The sequence below is a fragment of the Legionella sp. 227 genome (assembly GCF_043161935.1).
Classification (GTDB): Bacteria; Pseudomonadota; Gammaproteobacteria; order Legionellales; family Legionellaceae; genus Legionella; species Legionella sheltonii.
The window spans coordinates 3,259,053-3,279,242 of the sequence record NZ_CP171154.1 but is presented as its reverse complement, the minus strand read 5'-3'; the positions used below and the strand labels follow the sequence as shown (position 1 = coordinate 3,279,242).

Genomic DNA, 20,190 nt, shown 5'->3' with positions numbered 1-20,190 from the left:
ATAGTGTCTATGTTATATGGCAAATTTTGGTGTTTCAGATGATATTTCGGCTTCAGCATCTGATTTTATTTCATGATCATAAGTCTTTTGAATTAAGGCAGCCTCATTTTTCGCTTCATTTGTAGCAATTTCCAATTCTAGTGGTGACAATTGTAAATATTTTTGTGATCGGAGTAATGCTTGTGAAAAACTGGTTATTTGTCCATTACTGGCTTCTGATAATGTTTTTCCCTGATACGCATTATTGAGCATTGAATTAGAGTATGACTCCAATCTTTTAGCAACACTTATTGCTTGAAATGATAGAAGACGTAAATTCAGTCCAACTAGGCTGGGTTGATTTTGGTATTTGAGTAATTCTTGATAAGTATTTGCCAAGAGTAAATAACCCGGTGATAAATAGTATTTTGCAGCGACTTGTGCATAAAGTATGGCTTTTCTAGCAATTTCTTCATTGAATTCATCTTTTAATAAATCTAATCCACCCTGGCATAAGGCGTTTAAGGCAAAAAAACACCCATAGAGACCTGATGCTGCTAAATACTCTTCTGCATCTCTATAAAATTCATCTGTGCGTTCTTTATCTTTAAAAGTCTTCCTATAAATCTCATAGAGATACAGCCCTTTTAATAGATCAAAACATGAGGGCACAGTGCACATTGGTTGATATTCATGAACTGGCATCCCATTTTGTTCCGCACTGTCTTTAGGGTTAACGCCACAAAGACGCCATAAATCTTCCCAGTGTGATTTTAATTCAGGTGATTTACAGATGGTATCAATTTCTGGATTCATCATTGCAAGCTTGAACAGTAAGTCATGATCGAGATTTTTAATGACTCGATTAAAAAAACCGGCGTTCAGGTTTTTTTTTAAGGTCAAAATTTTAATTTGCTGGTTTTTTTCTCGATCATTTAACTCAAGAAACTTAGCTAGTTTCATGCTTACTTCCAATTGAAATGAATATGTACTGATAGTAAGTTACTGAATCTTTTACAAATAAGAACATAAGAAGACACTTATGATCTAATTTCAGTAATTAATTGTACACCGTATTCTTCATTTTCCACAGTATCTTTGGTGGTTTTTGCAGCTGTCGCTGATGAAATAAAGATACTCGCGTCTTCTGTTTCTCGTTGAGTACCCATCCAAGATAAGAGTTGGGATTTGGATTTACCAGCGTCATGTTTGCCTGCTTTAGCGGTACTGTCCATCTTCTTCAATATCAAGTGCGCATGTCCTTTAATTTCAATAATAGTGTCCAGATTGTGTTTCTTCAAAAGTTCTAGAATCATTGAATGAGATGCGCCACTGGTACTCGATTTTCTTGCTTTTAATAAGTCATCTACAAAATTCGCAACAATGGTTTTTTCAATTCCGGCCTTTTCGAGATAGTTTATAATGAGTTGATGGCTATCAATATTCGCATTGATGCTTGTTGGATTAATGCCTCTCCAAAAATTATAACACTTGATTTGTGCTCTGGTAGGAGGCATTGAGCCAGGACCTACGTCACCACCAATATTTTCTGAATGGAGCCATTTCCAGGTTGCATCCATATATTCCTTTTCTCGAACGGCCATTGCTGCTGCACCGAAGAAAATTACTTTTTTATCCGCTGAGCATACATTAAGTACCATGCCATTTTTGTCATAGTTGAGTGATAGATCAGTTTCAACTTCCCGGCAAATGTTTCTTGTAACTTTGTCATCTTGTCCGACAGAGTAAATCAATTGGTCACATTCAATTTCAAAAGTAGGAGCTTTGGAATTATTTGTTTTAAAAAATAATAATAGTTTGCCGCTAGGTTTTGGTTCAATTTTAATTAACTCAGCTTCCATTAATTCGCTACGTGATTTTGCAGTGTATAATGCCGTAGTAGCAAGCTTACCGGTGCCTGCTTTCTCAAATTGTTTTGCTATCCAAACAACAGAGTTTTTTTGATTTTCTTTACAGAACGCCCTATCCTCAGTACGAATATCATGACCAAAAAATCCTTTTCTGTAACATGCAGCAGCGGTTCCACCACCTCCATAGATCACAATTTTTCTGGGTTCCTTTCCGTGTTCTTCTGTATCCGATAAAATGAATTGATTGCCATCTACGACGGGAGTAAATCCCTTACGAGGATCAATTTGGTTAAGGATATGGAATTCATTCTGTGTTAGTAACGTGCCTGAAAGTAAGTTTCGTGCAGGACCTAGGCCAGTACAAATATTTAATTCATTGGTATAGATATTTTTTATTCCATCAGGAGTTTTCACTACTAACCGATATTCCTGATCTGGAACTTTCCAATCGATATGATTAGTCCTTTTTTCAATCATTAATACGGTCGCACGCAACAATGGCGCCTCAGTCAAGGCAAGGGTCGCTTGATTCGCCTGATATACGTGTCGACCATTGGCATGAGGATTTTTTCGATAATAATCTGATGGTAAATATATAGATGGATTTTCTTTGGCTGTTGTGCGCTCAAGAATACTGTGAGGTTGAGCAAGGGTATAATCATGTTTCCAACTTCCTGAATGTTCACCAAGCATGAGCACGGAAGGAAGTTCTCCCTTTGCTAATTGGGCCTGGCTGGTTCCATGATGTACTTTGAATTTTTCAAGCCAAAGTGTTGTTCCAGTATCACCTGAACCTATAATGACTTGCGGAACGATAGCGAATTCTTTATCTTTCAATAAACGCAAGATGTCTTGATTGATTTTCTTTTTTTTCAGGTGAAGTAATTCAAGTCGATCATAACCTTTTGTAACTTTAGTCAAATCATCTTCAATTGAGTCAGTGGTTGATTCCCAAGTGTTTTTATTGTTTCTAGCCAAGATAAGCTTGGGCATAAGCTCTTCATTTAATGTTATTTTAAATACATAGATGTCACTGTAGGTTGCTATCGCTTTTTTTAATATTTGAAAACATTGCTCGGAAGTATATTTTTCTTTGAAAATTTGCGGATTTAAACGAATTTGTTCAATGAGTTTGTCAAAATTAGCTATTAAATCCTGGGTGGTAGAGATGCGATTATGATTTAACACTTTACAAATATAATTTATTTCATTTTGTCTTATATCTTGGGGAACAGCATCTTTACCCATTATTTACCTCATTTCTATGGATATTATTCGAACATGTAGCTCGTCATTTTATCAAAAGAGTATTAAGGGAGTATTAATAGTACATAATGGCTAAATATTGGTTATTTGTGGGCGAGGTGAAGGGTATTCGCATTAATGAAACAGTGTCTTAAATTGTTGGCATTTAAAGTGCGGTTTGAATAATATAGCAGTAAAATTTTATGCAGATTTTACTGACTATGTCACGAACTGAGCGATTATTGGACTTAATTCAGATATTAAGACGTCACCGGTTTCCTGTAAGCGGCGTAACTCTAGCACAAGAGTTAGGAATTAGCCTTCGTACTTTATATAGAGATATTTCGATGCTGAAAGGACAAGGGGCTCCAATCGAAGGGGAGTCAGGCATAGGATATGTGCTACGTCCAGGATTTACACTGCCTCCGCTTATGTTTTCTGCAGATGAAATCGAGGCCCTCGTACTTGGTTCGCGTTGGGTAATTGACCGAGCAGATACCCAGCTCAAATTTGCTGCGCAAAACGCTTTGGCGAAAATAGCAGCAGTACTTCCAAATGAATTACGTGAACACTTAGAACTTCCAGGCCTACTTATTGCCCCAGGACAGGTTGCTGCAAGCAAGGACTCTGATTTAATTTTAATCAGAAAAGCAATGCGATTGGAAAAAAAACTGCAATTAGGTTATCAGGATGTCAATGAAACAGCATCACAACGAACGATTTGGCCACTAGCATTAGGTTTTTTTGACCAAGTTCGTATTCTTATTGCCTGGTGCGAGCTAAGACAAGATTTCCGTCATTTTCGAACGGATCGTATTCTTGAAATAAGTCTAATGGACACAGGTTATCCTGATCGTCGCCAATCGCTTTTAAAAAAATGGAAAAAGCTTACCTTGAAAACGACAAGCACAAGTATTTCGTGCCCTCCGTCATCCCAATGATGACGACAAAAGGTCGAAGACTCCAGTACATTACACCCGCTGACTCTATCAACTCACTTTATTTCGTTGGCGCCATAAATTCGGGACCAACAGGTCTGGAGCAAAACGCAGTTTTTTAGTAACAATAAGGTTTGATTTTTATCAATTGATGCACTAATTGATTTATTTTTTAAACGATACTATAAAGCAATTTATAATCATACACTTAAGGGATTAACTCATGCTTGAAGAATTTACTCACAGACTGGATCAGATTGATATTCCACCCTTTATATACGGTACTGCCTGGAAAGAAGAGAGTACCCAAGAATTAACTTTTCAGGCATTAAAAAGCGGATTTGTTGGAATTGATACCGCAAATCAACGAATGCACTATTTTGAAGAAGGTGTTGGGCATGGAATTCAACAATTTTTAAACGCTACGGGAAAAAGTCGTGGTGATTTATTTTTACAAACAAAATTCACACCTGCCCTTGGTCAGGATCATCGCAAACCCTATGATGAAACAGACTCACTTCAAAATCAGGTGCGTCAATCTTTTTTAAGTTCTCTAAATCACTTACAAACAGATTACCTTGACTCCTATATTCTTCATGGACCTACCTTTCGTTCTGGACTTGTTCAAGATGATTTAGATATTTGGGCTGCAATGGAGGATTTATACAATCAAGGAAAAATTAGGTTGCTTGGTATTTCGAATGTAACTCTAGAACAATTGGAAACCCTATATCGCGTTGCCACTGTGAAACCCTCATTTGTACAGAATCGATGTTTTGCCAGCAATCAATGGGATTTATCGATTCGAGAATTTTGTAAAAAAAATGGATTAATCTATCAGGGATTTTCTTTGCTTACTGCAAACCAATCCGATTTACTTACCGATCGGATGCATGTACTTGCGAAAGAATACAAGAAGACAATACCACAAATTATATTCCGTTTTGCATTGCAAATAGGCATGCTGCCATTGACCGGCACCAGTAATCAACAACACATGAGGGAGGATTTGGATTTAGATTCATTTGCGCTTACTGTAGACTCAGTGAAATTTATAGAGGAAATTAATAAAGGCTAAGGCCGTTTTCTACTGACACAAACTGTCACTAAGGTAGATTATACTCATCATTTATTTGAACGTCTGGCAAAAAATCATGAGTAAATGTTGGTTGGCTGTTGCTTCGGCAGAGCATGTGCGTTTGGGCAAGCAAATGGGAATAATGCAGGTCTGCCATGGTAGGCTTGCTCCTTTAAAACGAATTCAACCCAATGACTTTGTCATTTATTATTCACCAACGCGTATTTATAAAGCAAAGGATAAGCTGCAATCATTAACCGCTATAGGGATTGTTAAGGCTGGTGAGCCCTATCAGGTAGAGATGGATGACGATTTTCATCCTTTTCGACGGGATGTAGAGTGGGCCAAGGCAGTTGAGACTCCTATCGCGCCTTTGCTTTTTGATCTTGATTTCACTAGAAACAATAAAAACTGGGGTTATTCATTGCGGTTTGGGCTAATTCCACTCAGTGACCACGATAAGTCAATTATTGCTAATGCCATGCAGGCTCAATGGCTATAATCCACTAAAAGAGAGAATGAGATGATCCACATTAAACCACAACAAATTAAAGTTGAAGCATTTACCGTGACGGGACTGAGTGTACGCACTAAAAACGCCGATGAATTTAATTCTAAAACAGCAAAGTTACCAGAGCTTTGGCAAAGATTTTATGCCTCACCCATATCAATAAAATCGAGATCACCGATTTATGGAGTGTATTCTGCGTATGAGTCAGATCATAATGGATTTTATACGGTCACTGCTGGAGTCGCGACACAAGATCCACAAGTAAATGATTTTGATAAGATTAGCATCAAAAAAGGTAATTATCTTATTTTTAAAAATTCTGGCCCGATGCCCAAAGCGATCATCGAAATCTGGCAAGCAATTTGGCACTATTTTGATACTCAATCTACTCTTGCTAGAGCGTATGAGACTGATTTTGAAGTGTATATGGAACAAGAACAATGTGCGGTCTATATTGGTATTAGAGAATCGCTTTAGAAAAAGTTATTGTGACGGTAGAAGGTCTGCAAGTAAATGAAAACAATAGCTTTTCATATAAATTGATTATAGATGCTGTCTTTATAAATGGGAGATGCGAATAGAAAAAGCCTCTCCCGTCATCCAGAGTTAGTTAAGATAGTAGATACCGCGTATCAAGCGACACAATTTCATAAGATGAATGAAATTGATCAAGAAGAACAGACTATGCAATTGATAAAATAAGGCCTCCATCCACGCGAATAGGAGCACCATTAGTCGCGGAAGACAGAGGGCTAGATAAAAATGCAACCATATTCGCAATTTCTTCAGTATGAGCCAATCGTTTGATTAATGAAGTGGGTCTTAAGTTTTCAAAAAGTTCCTCTTCGACTTGTTTTGCTGTTTTGTTTTGCTGTTTTCCAAGATCGGCCACAAACTGGCTAACACCTTCGCTGCTTGTAGGTCCAGGGAGAACTGAGTTGACCGTGACATGAGTTCCTTTTGTTAGTTCAGCGATACCTCTGGCAACTGCCAGTTGTGCTGTCTTGCTCATACCATAATGAATCATCTCTTTAGGTATTTGTAATGCAGATTCGCTGGAAATAAAAATGATTCTGCCCCAGTTTTGTTGCAGCATTGGGGTAAGGTAATGACGGCTTAATCGGACACCACTCATTACATTGACTTCAAACATCTGCAACCACTCGTCATCCGAGATATCAACAAAAGGTTTGGCATTATAAATACCCGCATTATTGATAAGAATATCTACTCTAGGAATTTGTTTAATCAATTCATCGGTATCTTTTTTTTGATTTAAATCAGCAGGAGCGGCGATCAAATTGGCTTCAGGATTGCTTGCTTTGATTTGTTGTATTGCCTCAGTTACTCTTTCTCTAGAACGACCATTAATCACCACCGTTACACCTTCACGAGCTAATATTTGTGCAATTGAAAAACCAATTCCTGCAGTGGAACCAGTTACTAATGCTGTTTTTCCTTTAAGTTTTAGATCCATGATTTTTTCCTTGAAATCAATTTGAAGAGTTTTAGGATTGACACACTCCTTTTAATACTCAGCTTAACAAATATTTCTATTTTTTTAATCTATTTTTTATAGGGATATATTTTAATGATGAGGCGTGATGTATAAAAATCGGTATTCATCCATTTTACTTCAATGACATGTCTTATCTGCAGGAGCGTCAGATGTATCTTGAACAGGAGCCTCCTTCTCGAGCCTAATTTTAAACATATGTCCTCTCATTTGCTCTTGCAATGTTTTTCGCGCTTTGTGTTCTTGACCGGCATTAAATGTAGCCCACCCGCGGGATGTTAAGTCGGATTTAACATTTACTTTACCACCAGAAATTTTGGATACTGCTGATAAGACTGCATCTATGATAGTACCCGCAAATATTTTCATTGCACCTCTTAAAATTTTTAAATCAGGGAAGTTAATCGAAAGTTCATCATGAAGTTTTTTATATTGTTGGCAACTTTTGATTGACTGAGTTTCGGGACTAATTGCCATTGAAGTAGTTCTAAGGGTAGTTTCTAATAATAAACGTTTCCCACTACATTGTTTTTGTTTATCTACTTCATTTAAAACGTCAACTCCTTTTGAGAGAGCATCTAATTTTTTTGATATGGTTTTGGTTTGCTCTTGTAGTTTGTTAAGTTTTGCTTGCAGTTCATCTAGTTCTGGTTCTTCTTGTCGCGCTTGTAGTTTTTTTTGAAGTTCGTCAATTTTGTTTTGAAGTTCCTCTAGTGTTGGTTTTTTCTGAGGAGCTTCTAGTGTTGGTTCTTTTTGTGGTTCTTCTAGTGATTCTTGTAGTTCTGTTTCTAGCTCTTGTAGCTTTGTTTGTAGGTCTTGTAAAAGCTTGTCCTGGTGAGTCGATAATTCGGTCTTACACTCACCTAAGCGTTTTTCTAATAAAGCATCGACACGTTCATGAGGGCAATTATAATCTCTCCATTCAATTAACCAAGCCTGATCTTTGTTATTTATTAATTGATCATAATGTTCATTGACATAAGCATCAATAGCGTTCCAGATGAGGTCGATATGATGATTCATACCACGACCTTTAACCATTGTGGGTGCAGCATGTAAGGCTTGTTCAAACTCCTCCCTACTCATTGGGACTTTCATTATTCCGGCCTTTGCTTCCTTTTCAGTTGTTTTTTCAAATGATTTCATTAAGTTGAAATAAGCAGAAGCAACTCCACCGCGGTCAATTGCATCTTTACAGGTAAAGTTGATACTTTTAGGGTTTAAGGATTCAATAATGTGATTTGTCAGTTCATATTTTAAAAAATGAAACCATACCGCTTGTCGTTGAGCATCTGATAACACAGTATCTTGCGAATATCCTAATGCTTTGAAGCTCCTGTCCAGTAAATCATTGATGATTTTGGTTTCAGTTTCAGGTGTATATTTTCCATCTTCATTACGAAATACTTTCTCACGAACCCGCTTACTAATATGAAAATCTTTAACTTTGGTTAGAGGAGGGGTGTGACCACCATTTTCTGTGATCCATGTTTTAACTCGGTAATCATCAAGTAATACAGGGCTCTCAAGTTTCCTTTCTTTGATTTTCTCAAATATAGAAAAATCCTTAATGTTTACTGCTTCCTCTTCACCATTTAATTTGATATAGAATAGTTTTTTATCGTTACCGCTGTCGGTATATATATAGCTCCCTTTATATTGTGTACGATCAACAGGTAACTGGTCCATCAAATGAAGGTCACGACCCTCTCGTGCAATTCGTAAAAACTCTTCTTTCACATCGACAATATTATGTTTTGCCTGGGTACTTGCATAATGTTCGTGGCTCATTAGCCCCTTGTCGGCAGGAAGTGTGATGACTGCCACATTTTTATGGCCTGCTGGATTATTTATAGGATCGAACTCAAGCTTTTCTAACTGTTCGGTTAATGCGCCTTCCTTTGCTCTCTCATGTGCTATGCTTTCCTTTATTCCTGGAACAATATCACGACCCAGCACATTAAAATAAATATGGGTTATTCTATCTTCATCAATATCTTCATCCTCATCAGCAGGTTCTTCTTTTTGTAATAAGGCTTGATCTACTTCGGCTTGGATTAGTGCGGGCTGGTCTAACTTAACTTGATCTTCCTGCTTTAATTTTTTTTCAGAGCGTTCTTTTTTGATTTGTTCTATCCTGGCTTGTTCTCTGTTTTCTTCTATGGCTAGGAATCTTTCGAATAAAGGGCTAACTCGGGCCTCGCCGTGGTGACGTTGCCCCTGTGTTCCAAAACGGTATTCAGTAAAACTTAAATTAGAGCGGTACCGTCTTATGGTTGCCAAACTGGTACCATGTTGTGGTTTATAAACATCAGCGTAAAGTGCTGAGACTTTGCTTGTTGTTGATTCTTGCTCTGCTGGTGATTGGGTTTCACTGTTAATTGACTCCCCTTTATCGCTTACATGACGAGCAATGGATTTTTGAATGCCAGGCGAGTTTGGGGTATGGCCTAATGTAATGTGCTCAATTTCTTTATAAGTATCTTCTAAAATGTCATTATCATTAGCATAAAGAGAAAAAATAAAGTCTTCTAAAACTTCGATTTCTTTTCCAAGACGTTCGACTTTTAGGTCAAGCTTTTGTTCAAGTGTTTTTTTACAGACGTTTGTAGTTATTAATTGAGTCACTTCATCGTTATTAAGATGTAGCAGTTTTCTGTTTTGTTTATTAATCTCTTTTAAATTAAGGTCAAATTGCTCGAAATCGTTAATATTTATTATCTTACAAGTACCATCTGCTTCAATATGATACAATTTCTTGTTTTCATTATTGTTTTTAGAGTCCTCGCAATATATATAGCTTCCTATATATGTTGTAAGATCATCAGGTAATTCAGGTAACACATGGAGGTCAGCATTCTGATCCCGTAGGTTATCTGTTATCAAGGTAGTAACTTGATCCTCTTTAAGAAGAAATGGGGTAATTTGCTGCTCATTTATCTTGGCTAGATTTTCGTTAAATTTTCGCTCATCAATACTCAGTTCATTTCGAGTGCCATCTGGACTAATATAATAAAGTCTCTTTCCGCCGGAGTTATTGCAGTATATATAGCTTCCCTTATATTTTGTAGGATCCTTAGGTAACTCAGACAGCAAATGGAGGGCAGTATGGGAATTTTTTATGTAATCTAAAACGCCTAACTGTTTGACAAAAAATCGTATAGATTGTTGTAGCTTATCATTTTCTTTTTTAGGTAGATTTTGATAGTTTTTAATTTGCTCGAGGGCATTACCTAGGGCTGATCGAGGGGCATCATAAATTGTCTTAATATGTTCATCAAGATAATCAAAAAATTTAGTGTACAAATCACCATATGGGAAATTTGGATCATAGTCCTTTTTCTCTTTACCGCGAAGCGATTTTAAATCTTTAGCCAGATCGGCGGGAAGCTTATCTAGTATCAAATCAGGAAACTTAACATTTCTTAAGTAATTAAAACAGTTTCTATTATGCAGCTGATCACTGGTAATTGACTTGTTTGTTTCTTCTTTAGAACCAGACATATATTAATCTCGAATAACTATTTGAACACCCTAGTGATATATATAGTTTAGTTGATTTTCCTTAAAAAAATATGAAGAAAGTGTGCTTTTGGATGAAATTCTGTTGTTATTTGGGATAAGGATAAAAAAAAGTTGCTTCATGTTTGTTATAAAACAGGTTAGTGATAAAAGAATTGGGTATTTTTTGAAATAGTTTTATTGTAGATAACTCCACCTTACCTTGTAATTTAATCGTAAAAATCATTTGCTTCGCTTTTCCAGACTCTATCCATTTCATAATGAGTGCATAAGCACGATCAGGGTAACATGCAACATCTGATAAAACCCAATCATAGTTTTGCTCCAATTTGGCCGGCTCTATAGCAAAAGCACTTTGTTGTACGTAGTTTATGTTAGGTAACTTGGCTATTTGAGGATCTAATAAAGCCTTATCAACAGCAGTGACTGAGGCACCTAATGATTGCATGACATAAGTCCATCCTCCCGGAGAAGCGCCTAAATCCAGAACTTTATCTCCTGACTTTGGATATTTTTCAAGAAGAGTGAGTGCCTCCCAGAGTTTTAAATAGGCACGGTTTGGAGGATTGATTTTATCTTCAATAAAATAGCATGTTCCTTGAGGCCATTTTTTTTGACGTGTGGCGCTATAAATCAAAGTGTTTTTATCCAGCAAACTGAAAACTCCAATGGGTGGAATCTCAGATTCCAGGGGGAAATGCCGCATGAGCGGAGGAATGGCACGTAATTGTTCTGCAATTAATCGAGAGCGTCTAATATGGGAAATAGGATGTAAGTACCAGAATTTTCCGGCTTGGCGTAGAATTTTTACCGCTTCAGAAATCGATTGGAATGTTACTACCTGAGGTTCTAACCAAATATCTTGTGCAAAACATACATCCAATTTTTTATGAGGTGAACAGACCAAATCTTCGGCAATATTTGAAACATCACCTAATTCTTCTGAAAGCAGTGAAAGAAACTCGGGTTTGGTGACATAAATTGCAGCAATTTTGTTTTCCATGAGTTGAACCTAAAAATTGGATTAAAAAAGCGGTATCTTACCATTATGACTTTATGGGAAACGAGTAGTATTTAGTTAAATAGAATAATATACCACGTGATGAGACTTTGAATTTATTTGTACTATACTCGATGGAATGATGTTTTCAATACAAAAGGGAATTTAAAATGAAAAAGAGAACGGTTCTAATTACAGGTGCTCTTGCTGGAATTGGTAGAGCAACTGCTTTTGCTTTTGCGCAAGAAGGTGCAAATATCGTAATTTCTGGCCGTAAAAACGAAATAGGGGAGTCTTTAGCAAAAGAGCTACGCACTAGTGGAGTTGATGCTGTATTCATTCGAGCTGACGTTCGTTATGAAGAAGAAGTAAAATCCCTTATAGACAATACAATAAAACGCTTTGGGCATTTGGACGTTGCTGTGAATAATGCTGGCACAGAGGGACTACCAGTTTCCATTATTGATGAAACTTTGGAAAACTATCATGCTACTTTTGATACAAATGTACTGGGTGTCTTTTTATGTCTTAAATATGAGCTCAAAGTGATGATGGAGCAAGGTTCTGGATGTGTTATTAATCTTTCATCAATTGCCGGTCACACAGGAGTGCCAGGCGCATCGATTTATTGCGCAACAAAGCATGCAGTTGAAGGATTTACAAAAGTCGCCGCACTTGAGGCCGCTGCAGCTAATGTTCGCGTCAACGCAGTTGCTCCTGGCCCGATTAGTACAGATATGTTTGAGCGCTTTACAGGCACTGAGGAAAATAAAGCAGCTTTTATCGAGATGGTACCTTTAAAACGTGCAGGTCTTCCTGAGGAAGTCGCTCATACTATTGTTTTTTTGGCTTCGGATAAGGCATCTTATATTACAGGAAAAGTCCTCGGAATCGATGGTGGTATGGCCTGAGATAGTGCATGCAAGGTAAGAATTTAAGATTTTTGATGGAAAAGACAGAATGTCTTTTCCATCAAAGTTAATTATTGTACGTAAACAGTGCTCGCTGCGGGACCATCGTTGCTTTTGGCTTCAACAAAGAGAACTCTTTTTCCGACTTCTAATTTATTGAAATCATAATCGATGACACTTTTACTGGTAAAACGGAGTCTTCTTCCATCAATGGTTTCAATAAAACCGTAATCCGCAACAGGTGCGATTTCGCGAATTAGTCCTTCAGGTGGTAGTTCATGGTATTTTACTTTTCCTCGCTGTTTGTGAACATACTTCTTAAGTTGTCGTGTCATGGCAAGAAAAGCATCTCTTATTGCAACATAGACGTCTTCATGTGCATGATGGTCTGCAAGATCACGATTTACTACAAGTTCTGCATTGGGCACCGAAAGATCTATACGTATATGATAAATTTTCCCTTTATTATGATGTCGATGCGTTTCAATCCCTACGTTACAACTCATAATGCGATCACAATACGTTCCTAATTTTTCAGCATGCTTACGAACATTGCCCTCAATAGCTCGAGAGTGCCTTAGATTATTGAATACAATTTTTATAGGAAAATGTACTGAATTGTTCATTGCTTGCTCCTTATATCACAGACATCAATATCGTTTTTTAAAGCTATGTTCTTTGTCTCGCTTCTTTTTTTTGTTGAAGCTTAACTACATCAACTATATGGGTCATTGTTTCAGTCAGAATTTCAATAAGATCATCTAAGGTAATTATGCCTATAAGCGCTTTGTTTTCATTGATAACAGGTAAGCGACGAATTTTTTTGGAATGCATTATTTCTAGCGCATCAAAAAGACTATCGTTTTCAAAAACACAACTAAAAGGATCGGTGAGAATATCTCGGACTAATAGTGACTCTGGTTGAACTCCTGCTGCCATAACTTCAATGACTAAATCACGATCGGTAACAATGCCTATGGGTATTTTTTGGTTATTATGTTCTTCAACTAAAACCAAATCTCCGACATGGTGGGTACGCATGAGCTCTGCAGCGTTTTTTACCGATTCATTGCCATTGATAACCACTACATCCCGGTTACAGTATTCGCCAACTCTCATAGAGGTCTCCTAAAATAATGCCTTTTTAGTTTTTACCTCGTAAATAAAGTACTTTTTAGAAAAAAAAACACTTCATCTTTACCCCATCGAACTACGAATTGACCGCAGGAAAACAAATGTTAAATATTTATTAACTGTTTTTAGTATAGTATATAAAACCTGTATTCGGTTGAGTTGAACGAGTTAATCCTTTTATTTATGCTGAAATGGAGGTGGTATACTGCTGATTTTTGAGGAACTCAAAATAGAACAAACTTAGATTAATGAATAAAAACAATATCATTAAGCCCAAAGATAAAAATAGATGCATATTTGATGGAATCAAAATAAATACGATTAAAATCGAACGCATTATCTCAGTAATTAAAATTTTTTGTTTTCCATTGGCGACCGCTCCAAGAATATAGAGGGTAAATAATATGAAAACTCCAAGAAGCCATGAATTCAATGAATTCAATGTAAATATTAATGAAAGATAGGCATATAAGACGATTGCAAGAGCGGTGTTGAATAACATGTAAAATTTAGGTGATTTGCTGTTTTTTTGTTGAACGATTCGTTTAGGGATGTTTATATTCTCTTGTTGTAAGCGATTTATTATCCACTCCGGAGGCATAAGAAAAGCACGGATGACATCCAGCTTATTTTTCAGGTTTTTTCCATAATACAATACATCCTTAATCACTTTAATATTTGCATAAAAAGGGTTCCATGAGTCTAATGGTTCAGTAACTCCGTACTCAGCAGGAATATTTTCTGGTTCGAAAGTTCCAAACAGTTTATCCCAGACAATTAAACTTCCCGCGTAGTTTTTGTCTATATATTGTGGGTTTTTACCATGATGTACTCTATGATGAGAAGGGGTATTGAAGAGGGTTTCAAACCATCCCATTTTGTTGATTGATTGCGTATGAATCCAAAACTGATAAATCGTATTGCAAGAAGAAACGATTAAGAACATCCAAGTCGGAAAACCAATAAGGGCTAAAGGTAGATAAAAAATCCAGGATGTAAGGGTTTGCCAATAGCCTTGCCTTAAGGCAACCGATAAATTAAAACGCTCACTTTGATGATGAACAGAGTGTCCTATCCAAAAGAAATTGCATCGGTGACTTGTCCGATGATACCAGTAGTAACAAAAGTCTACGCAAAGCCAAAGTATAATCCAAGAACCAATAAAGTGAGGGTTAATAGAAAAAAGAGCACTATGTTCGTAGATATAGTAATAACCGAAAATTATGAGTCCTCTTGCTGGCAGTGTAGCAATTTGCTCAAAGATGCCCGTACTGAAATTATTTATGGAGTCGTTGAATTGATATGTTTCTGATTTTAAGAAAAATTCGATACCGATTAAAATAAGAAATATTGGCGCAGCAAATACTATTAAATTAATATCCATATCCATCCCTTAGAATTATACGCCTACTTCCTCAGTCACAGATGATTTTAAAAATTGCTCATATTCCGTTTCGTATCCTATGCATGCAGGTAAATGCGCAACTGAACGGATGTTGTATTTAACGGGAGCCTCTAAAGACATGTTATCTAATGATTGATTATTAATAAAGCAATAATCAATCCCAAAATTTCGTGCTCCGTACCCATCGTTAACCATTGAGTCACCAACCATTAATATGGAGCGTTTGTTAATTGATAGTTTGTGCTTGTTCGCAATTTCTTGCAGGGCAATATTAAAGATTTCAACATTAGGTTTTGCAACACCCACCTCATCAGAGACAATATAACAGTCAAACCAGTTATTTAGTTGAAGGCGTTGCTGCTTTTTTCCCTGCTGTTCAACGTAACCATTGGTAATAATGCCTAAAATATGTCCTTTATGATGTAAAAACTCAATGGCGGTTTTAACATTGGGTATCCAGTGAGCATGCACGCTAAGATTTAAATCATATTCTGCCGCTATTTCTTCTGCAGAAGCAGAACTTGGAATTTTTTGATTTAATTGTATAAACCGTAACAATCTTACTTCGCGTGGGGTGAGCGCATTGCTTTTGGCGCCAACTTGATTCCATAGATGGGTATTTATTTCTTTATAAAGACGCTCAAAAATTGGATATTCAACTGCTGAGTAATATAGTTCATATATATTTTTTAAGCCCGCTCGTTGGGAGTATGCAAAATCGATAAGTGTGTCGTCTAAGTCAAATAAAATAACTTGATAGGGCATTTATGAATCCTGTTCTTCATCTTATTTAAAGGGTCATTCTGCATTAATGAACAGCTGTATTGGGTAGAATTTATTAAATGTTCAGACATATCTGGGAACTGATTGCCATCTTACATCCAAAGATGCAAATACCAGTTCACGATACTATGCCCCCAAAATAAAGAAATTAATCCACTGATACATAAAAAAGGACCAAAAGGAATCGTGGTATCTTTGGATTTATTTTGCAAATGCAAATACAATAAACCAATAATTGTACCACTTATTGAGGAAAGAAGAAGAATTAACGGCAAAAATACCCAACCAAACCAGGCTCCAAAAGCAGCAAACAATTTAAAATCGCCATTGCCCATGCCAATCTTACCAGTACATAAATAAAATATTTTTATAAATAACCATAGTCCTATATAACCTCCAGCTGCACTGAGCACTGCTTGAGGCAGGGGCGCAAATAGATTTTCCGTATTGGCAATAAGTCCTATCCATAACAGGCTCAACGTGAGGCTGTCTGGTAAAATTTGATAATCTAAGTCAATGAAAAATAAGCAAATTAAGATCCAAATCGCAGCCAATACAAAAATGAGTTGTAACGTAAAGCCAAAATGCCAGCTCGCGTATAGGGAAAGAACCATTGTGCCTAGTTCGATTAAAGGATAACGAACAGAAATAGGACTTTTACATTGATAACAGCGCCCACGCAAAAATAAATAACTTAAAACAGGGATATTTTGCCAGGCCTTAACCATGGTTTTACATGAAGGGCAAAATGATCTTGGAAAAAATAAATTAATCGGTTTTTGTTCCTCTTCCTTGATACCCGCTAGCTCATTATATTGTTGCTTCCATTCTCTTTCCAACATAATAGGCAGGCGATAAATGATGACATTGAGTAAACTGCCCACAGCCAGGGAAAAAAGGGCAACTACGACATACATAAACCAAGTATGATTGATGATTAGGTCATATATCATTATTGATCCCACATAAAATATTGTAGCTTGGGTGATAGGCACACTGTCATTAAGATAATCATTTACCTTTTCCCCATGGGGAAAAGGTGCTCGATAGGGCGGATGAGGGCATTATTTTTAGTTCATGTGCCCTCATCACACCCCCCACGAATGGGAGAGGAGAGTTCTTTTTTACTTAATGGAAGTGAGTGACATTTATCCCCTAGACTACAAAGAAATATAATGAGCGTCTTATATTGCAGATCCCAGTTTGAAAATGGGTAAATACATTGCAACAACAAGTCCACCTACCAAAACACCTAAAACAACCATAATAACAGGTTCTAATAAACTACTCAGTGAATCGACCGCATTATCCACATCTTCTTCATAAAAATCAGCAACCTTACTTAACATTTTTTCTAAAGCACCTGACTCTTCTCCAATGGCTACCATCTGGATTACCATGTTGGGGAATAATTGAGTATTTTCCATGGCTTTATTCATTTGTTGCCCCGTTGATACCTCTTCTCTAATTTGATCAGTGGCTTTGGCGAAAATAATATTTCCTGTCGCTCCTGCCACCGATTTAAGTGCCTCAACTAAAGGCAAACCTGCAGCAAAAGTAATCGATAGTGTTCTTGAAAATCGAGCGATTGCAGCTTTCTCAATAATGGGACCAATAACGGGTAACTTTAATAAAGTTCTATCCACATTTTGTGCAAATTGAGGGGAGTGCTTTTCTGCATAAATAAACGCGTAAATCCCCCCACCCAGTGCGCCAAAAATTAAATACCAAAAGGATTGAAAAAATTTGGACATGCTCACTACTGCTTGGGTCATAGCTGGTAGATCAGCACCAAAACCTTTAAATAATGATTCAAATTGAGGAACAACAAAAATAAGTAATCCCGTCGTAACAATCAGAGCGACAACCATAACAGCCATAGGATAAGTCAGGGCTTTTTTAATTTTCTTCTTGATTGTTTCTATTTTTTCCTTATATGTGGCGACTTTATCGAGCATGATATCAAGAGAACCTGATTTTTCTCCGGCTTCCACCAAATTGCAAAATAATTCGTTAAAATGAGCAGGATGTTTCATCAATGCTTCTGAGAGGGTTAATCCTGTTTCAACATCGTGTTTAATATTTTCAATTAATTCCTTAAGCCGTTTATTTGACTGTCCTTTTGCAACAATATCAAAAGATTGCACTAAAGGGATCCCAGACTCTATCATCGTAGCCAGTTGGCGACTAAATACCGTAATATCACCCGACTTGATTTTTTTGCTTTTGAAATTGAAAAAAGGAGCGCGTTTTTTAGCAATTTTACTTACAATAATTCCTTGTCTGCGTAATTCTACTTTAGCTAAAGCAAGACTTCTGGCGTCGATATCGCCATTTATTTTTTGAGCCGCTTTATTAACGCCTGTGTAATGAAAAGTTAAAGTAGTATTGGCATTTTTTTTCATTTTTTGTGTAGTTAATCAACGGTTACCCGATTGACTTCCTCTATAGTTGTAATACCTTGTTTTATCTTCTCAAGCCCAGATTGATAAATAGTAATCATGCCTTCTTCCTGAGCAATCTTTAATATATCTAAGGAATTTCCTCCAGACATGATTACCTGGCCAAGTGTTCTGGTCATAGGCAATACTTCAAATAAACCTATTCTACCGCGGTATCCATTGGTACATTTAGGACATCCTCCAGCTTTATATAATTTAATTCCATCTAAATCTGCTTCAGTAAAACCTAATTCCAGCAAGCCTGGCTTATTGAAGTCATCCCTCAATACTTTACAATGCTCACATAATTTTCGAGCTAAACGTTGTGCAATAATAAGTGTTACTGAACTGGCAACATTAAATGTTGCAATCCCCATATTCACCAAACGGTTCAGTGTTTCAGCTGCACTGTTTGTATGCAATGTTGAGAGTACTAAGTGTCCTGTTTGCGCTGCCTTAACTGCTATTTCCGCGGTTTCCAAATCACGTATCTCGCCAACCATGATGATGTCAGGGTCTTGACGTAAAAACGATCGTAACGCGTTGGAAAAGGTTAAACCTGCTTTGGGATTAATATTAACCTGATTGATCCCTGGCACTTTAATTTCAACCGGGTCTTCAGCTGTAGAGATATTAACTTCTTTAGTATTAAGTATATTCAATGCGGTATACAAGGTTACCGTTTTACCACTACCGGTGGGACCTGTCACTAGAATCATACCTTGAGGTCGTTCAATAGAACGGACAAAATGTTCTTTTTGGTTCGGGCTAAAACCTAAAGCCTCAATACCAAGTTTTGCTGAACCAGGATCTAAGATACGCATAACAACTTTTTCACCTGATGTAGTAGGGCAGGTGCTTACGCGAAAATCGATGGATCGGGTTTTGGATATTTTCATTTTAAATCCCCCATCCTGGGGTATTCGCCTTTCTGAAATATCTAAGTTGGACATGATTTTTATGCGAGCCGTAATTCGCGTAGCCAAACTTCCTGGCGGTGTGGCAATTTCGTGTAAAATACCATCTTGTCGATAGCGTATGCGATATTCTTTCTCGTAGGGTTCAAAATGTATGTCGGATGCTCCTTGCTTAATGGCATCAAGAAGTATTTTATTGACGAATTTTACAATGGGAGCATCTTCGGTGAGTGAAGTTGCTATATTTGTTTCGTGCTCTTCTTCCTCATTAATGATAAGCCCATCAAATTCATCACTTTCCCCACCAACAAACTCGGATAAACCCTGAGTTTCTTGTAATGTGAGTAAGTGATCAATTAGCGCGCTCAGCTTATCAGCCTCTACGACAATTGCATGAGTATTAAGCCCAGTATGGAATTGAATTTCTTTTAAAGATGCTTGTATACTTGGATCCTCTGTTGCCAGGTATAAATTATTGCCTCGGTAAAATAAGGGAACCATTGAATGTCGACGAATTAATTTCTCATTAACCAGATTCACGGGGATAGAATCGACTTCAATGCAGTCAAGATCTAGAATGGGAACGCCAAAATTACGCGACGCTGCAAGTGCAATTTGTGTGGCTGATAAAATGTTATTTTTTACAAGATATTGAACCAAAGATATTTTTTCTGCAGCTGCTTGTTTGCAGAATTCGACAGCTTGAGCTCTATCTAACAACTTTTCAAGAACAAATAGCTGTCCTATTCCATGTAATTTTAATTCATCCGTTCCTAACATAGGCTTCTATCAGCTCATAATAATATTAACTATAGTTAATCCATTTAATAAAATCACGTGTTTCAGTCAACATTGCTGTTTACGTTGTGCAGGTTGGACGAAAACAATGCCAAAACAATCATACCTTTTATTTAAATAGCATCTCTGGACAATTCGACT

17 protein-coding genes are annotated in these 20,190 nt (G+C 37.0%); 5 read left to right on the top strand and 12 right to left on the bottom strand.

All coding sequences use genetic code 11. The annotated features are described in order from the left end of the window. Positions 1-12: 12 nt before the first annotated feature. Positions 13-942 carry a DUF5630 domain-containing protein gene (locus ACF8MK_RS14260; RefSeq protein WP_392537215.1) on the bottom strand — a complete coding sequence of 310 codons (930 nt, stop codon included), beginning with the start codon at positions 940-942 and terminating at the stop codon, positions 13-15. Between the two features lie 77 nt (positions 943-1,019). Continuing rightward, a complete protein-coding gene (locus tag ACF8MK_RS14255) occupies positions 1,020-3,098 on the bottom strand; it encodes a hypothetical protein (RefSeq protein ID WP_392537214.1) in 2,079 nt (692 codons plus the stop codon). A gap of 218 nt (positions 3,099-3,316) precedes the next feature. Here ACF8MK_RS14255 and ACF8MK_RS14250 point away from each other — a divergent pair, with 218 nt between their 5' ends. The 4 genes from ACF8MK_RS14250 (at position 3,317) to ACF8MK_RS14235 (ending at position 6,099) form a co-directional block, all read left to right on the top strand. Further along, a complete protein-coding gene (locus ACF8MK_RS14250) occupies positions 3,317-4,036 on the top strand; it encodes a helix-turn-helix transcriptional regulator (RefSeq protein WP_392538973.1) in 720 nt (239 codons plus the stop codon). 220 nt (positions 4,037-4,256) lie between these two features. Next, a complete protein-coding gene (locus tag ACF8MK_RS14245; RefSeq protein WP_392537213.1) occupies positions 4,257-5,111 on the top strand; it encodes an aldo/keto reductase family protein in 855 nt (284 codons plus the stop codon). 76 nt (positions 5,112-5,187) lie between these two features. Beyond that, entirely contained in the window at positions 5,188-5,613 is a 426-nt protein-coding gene (locus ACF8MK_RS14240; protein ID WP_392537212.1) for an EVE domain-containing protein, read from the top strand. Positions 5,614-5,634: 21 nt separating this feature from the next. Next, positions 5,635-6,099, top strand: a complete 465-nt coding sequence (locus ACF8MK_RS14235) for a GyrI-like domain-containing protein (protein ID WP_392537211.1) — start codon at positions 5,635-5,637, stop codon at positions 6,097-6,099. A 205-nt stretch (positions 6,100-6,304) separates the two neighbouring features. Here the strand turns inward: ACF8MK_RS14235 and ACF8MK_RS14230 are convergent, their stop codons facing one another. The 3 genes from ACF8MK_RS14230 to ACF8MK_RS14220 form a co-directional block, all read right to left on the bottom strand. Then, complete coding sequence (locus ACF8MK_RS14230) at positions 6,305-7,099, bottom strand: SDR family NAD(P)-dependent oxidoreductase (protein ID WP_392537210.1); 795 nt, start codon at positions 7,097-7,099, stop codon at positions 6,305-6,307. 159 nt (positions 7,100-7,258) lie between these two features. Next, positions 7,259-10,642 (bottom strand): hypothetical protein, encoded by a 3,384-nt coding sequence (locus ACF8MK_RS14225; protein WP_392537209.1) that lies wholly within the window; start codon positions 10,640-10,642, stop codon positions 7,259-7,261. A 106-nt stretch (positions 10,643-10,748) separates the two neighbouring features. Then, positions 10,749-11,663 (bottom strand): SAM-dependent methyltransferase, encoded by a 915-nt coding sequence (locus tag ACF8MK_RS14220; RefSeq protein ID WP_392537208.1) that lies wholly within the window; start codon positions 11,661-11,663, stop codon positions 10,749-10,751. A 167-nt stretch (positions 11,664-11,830) separates the two neighbouring features. On the opposite strand from ACF8MK_RS14220, the gene ACF8MK_RS14215 reads away from it, so the two are divergent. Beyond that, positions 11,831-12,571, top strand: a complete 741-nt coding sequence (locus ACF8MK_RS14215; protein WP_392537207.1) for an SDR family NAD(P)-dependent oxidoreductase — start codon at positions 11,831-11,833, stop codon at positions 12,569-12,571. 71 nt (positions 12,572-12,642) lie between these two features. Here the strand turns inward: ACF8MK_RS14215 and ACF8MK_RS14210 are convergent, their stop codons facing one another. From ACF8MK_RS14210 to pilB, 7 genes are all read right to left on the bottom strand, one after another. Next, entirely contained in the window at positions 12,643-13,197 is a 555-nt protein-coding gene (locus ACF8MK_RS14210) for an HPF/RaiA family ribosome-associated protein (protein ID WP_392537206.1), read from the bottom strand. Positions 13,198-13,240: 43 nt separating this feature from the next. After that, the gene (locus ACF8MK_RS14205) at positions 13,241-13,690 is read right to left on the bottom strand and encodes a CBS domain-containing protein (protein ID WP_392537205.1); all 450 of its coding nucleotides are present in this window, start codon (positions 13,688-13,690) and stop codon (positions 13,241-13,243) included. A gap of 196 nt (positions 13,691-13,886) precedes the next feature. Beyond that, positions 13,887-15,089: a sterol desaturase family protein gene (locus tag ACF8MK_RS14200; RefSeq protein ID WP_392537204.1), complete on the bottom strand. Its 1,203-nt coding sequence runs from the start codon at positions 15,087-15,089 to the stop codon at positions 13,887-13,889. Between the two features lie 15 nt (positions 15,090-15,104). Beyond that, positions 15,105-15,875, bottom strand: a complete 771-nt coding sequence (locus tag ACF8MK_RS14195; protein WP_392537203.1) for an HAD family hydrolase — start codon at positions 15,873-15,875, stop codon at positions 15,105-15,107. A gap of 110 nt (positions 15,876-15,985) precedes the next feature. Continuing rightward, entirely contained in the window at positions 15,986-16,846 is an 861-nt protein-coding gene (locus ACF8MK_RS14190) for a prepilin peptidase (RefSeq protein WP_392537202.1), read from the bottom strand. Between the two features lie 231 nt (positions 16,847-17,077). Continuing rightward, complete coding sequence (locus ACF8MK_RS14185) at positions 17,078-18,298, bottom strand: type II secretion system F family protein (protein ID WP_265704775.1); 1,221 nt, start codon at positions 18,296-18,298, stop codon at positions 17,078-17,080. An 11-nt stretch (positions 18,299-18,309) separates the two neighbouring features. Next, on the bottom strand, positions 18,310-20,031 hold the full coding sequence (pilB, locus tag ACF8MK_RS14180; RefSeq protein ID WP_265704776.1) for a type IV-A pilus assembly ATPase PilB: 1,722 nt from the start codon (positions 20,029-20,031) through the stop codon (positions 18,310-18,312). Positions 20,032-20,190: the final 159 nt, after the last annotated feature.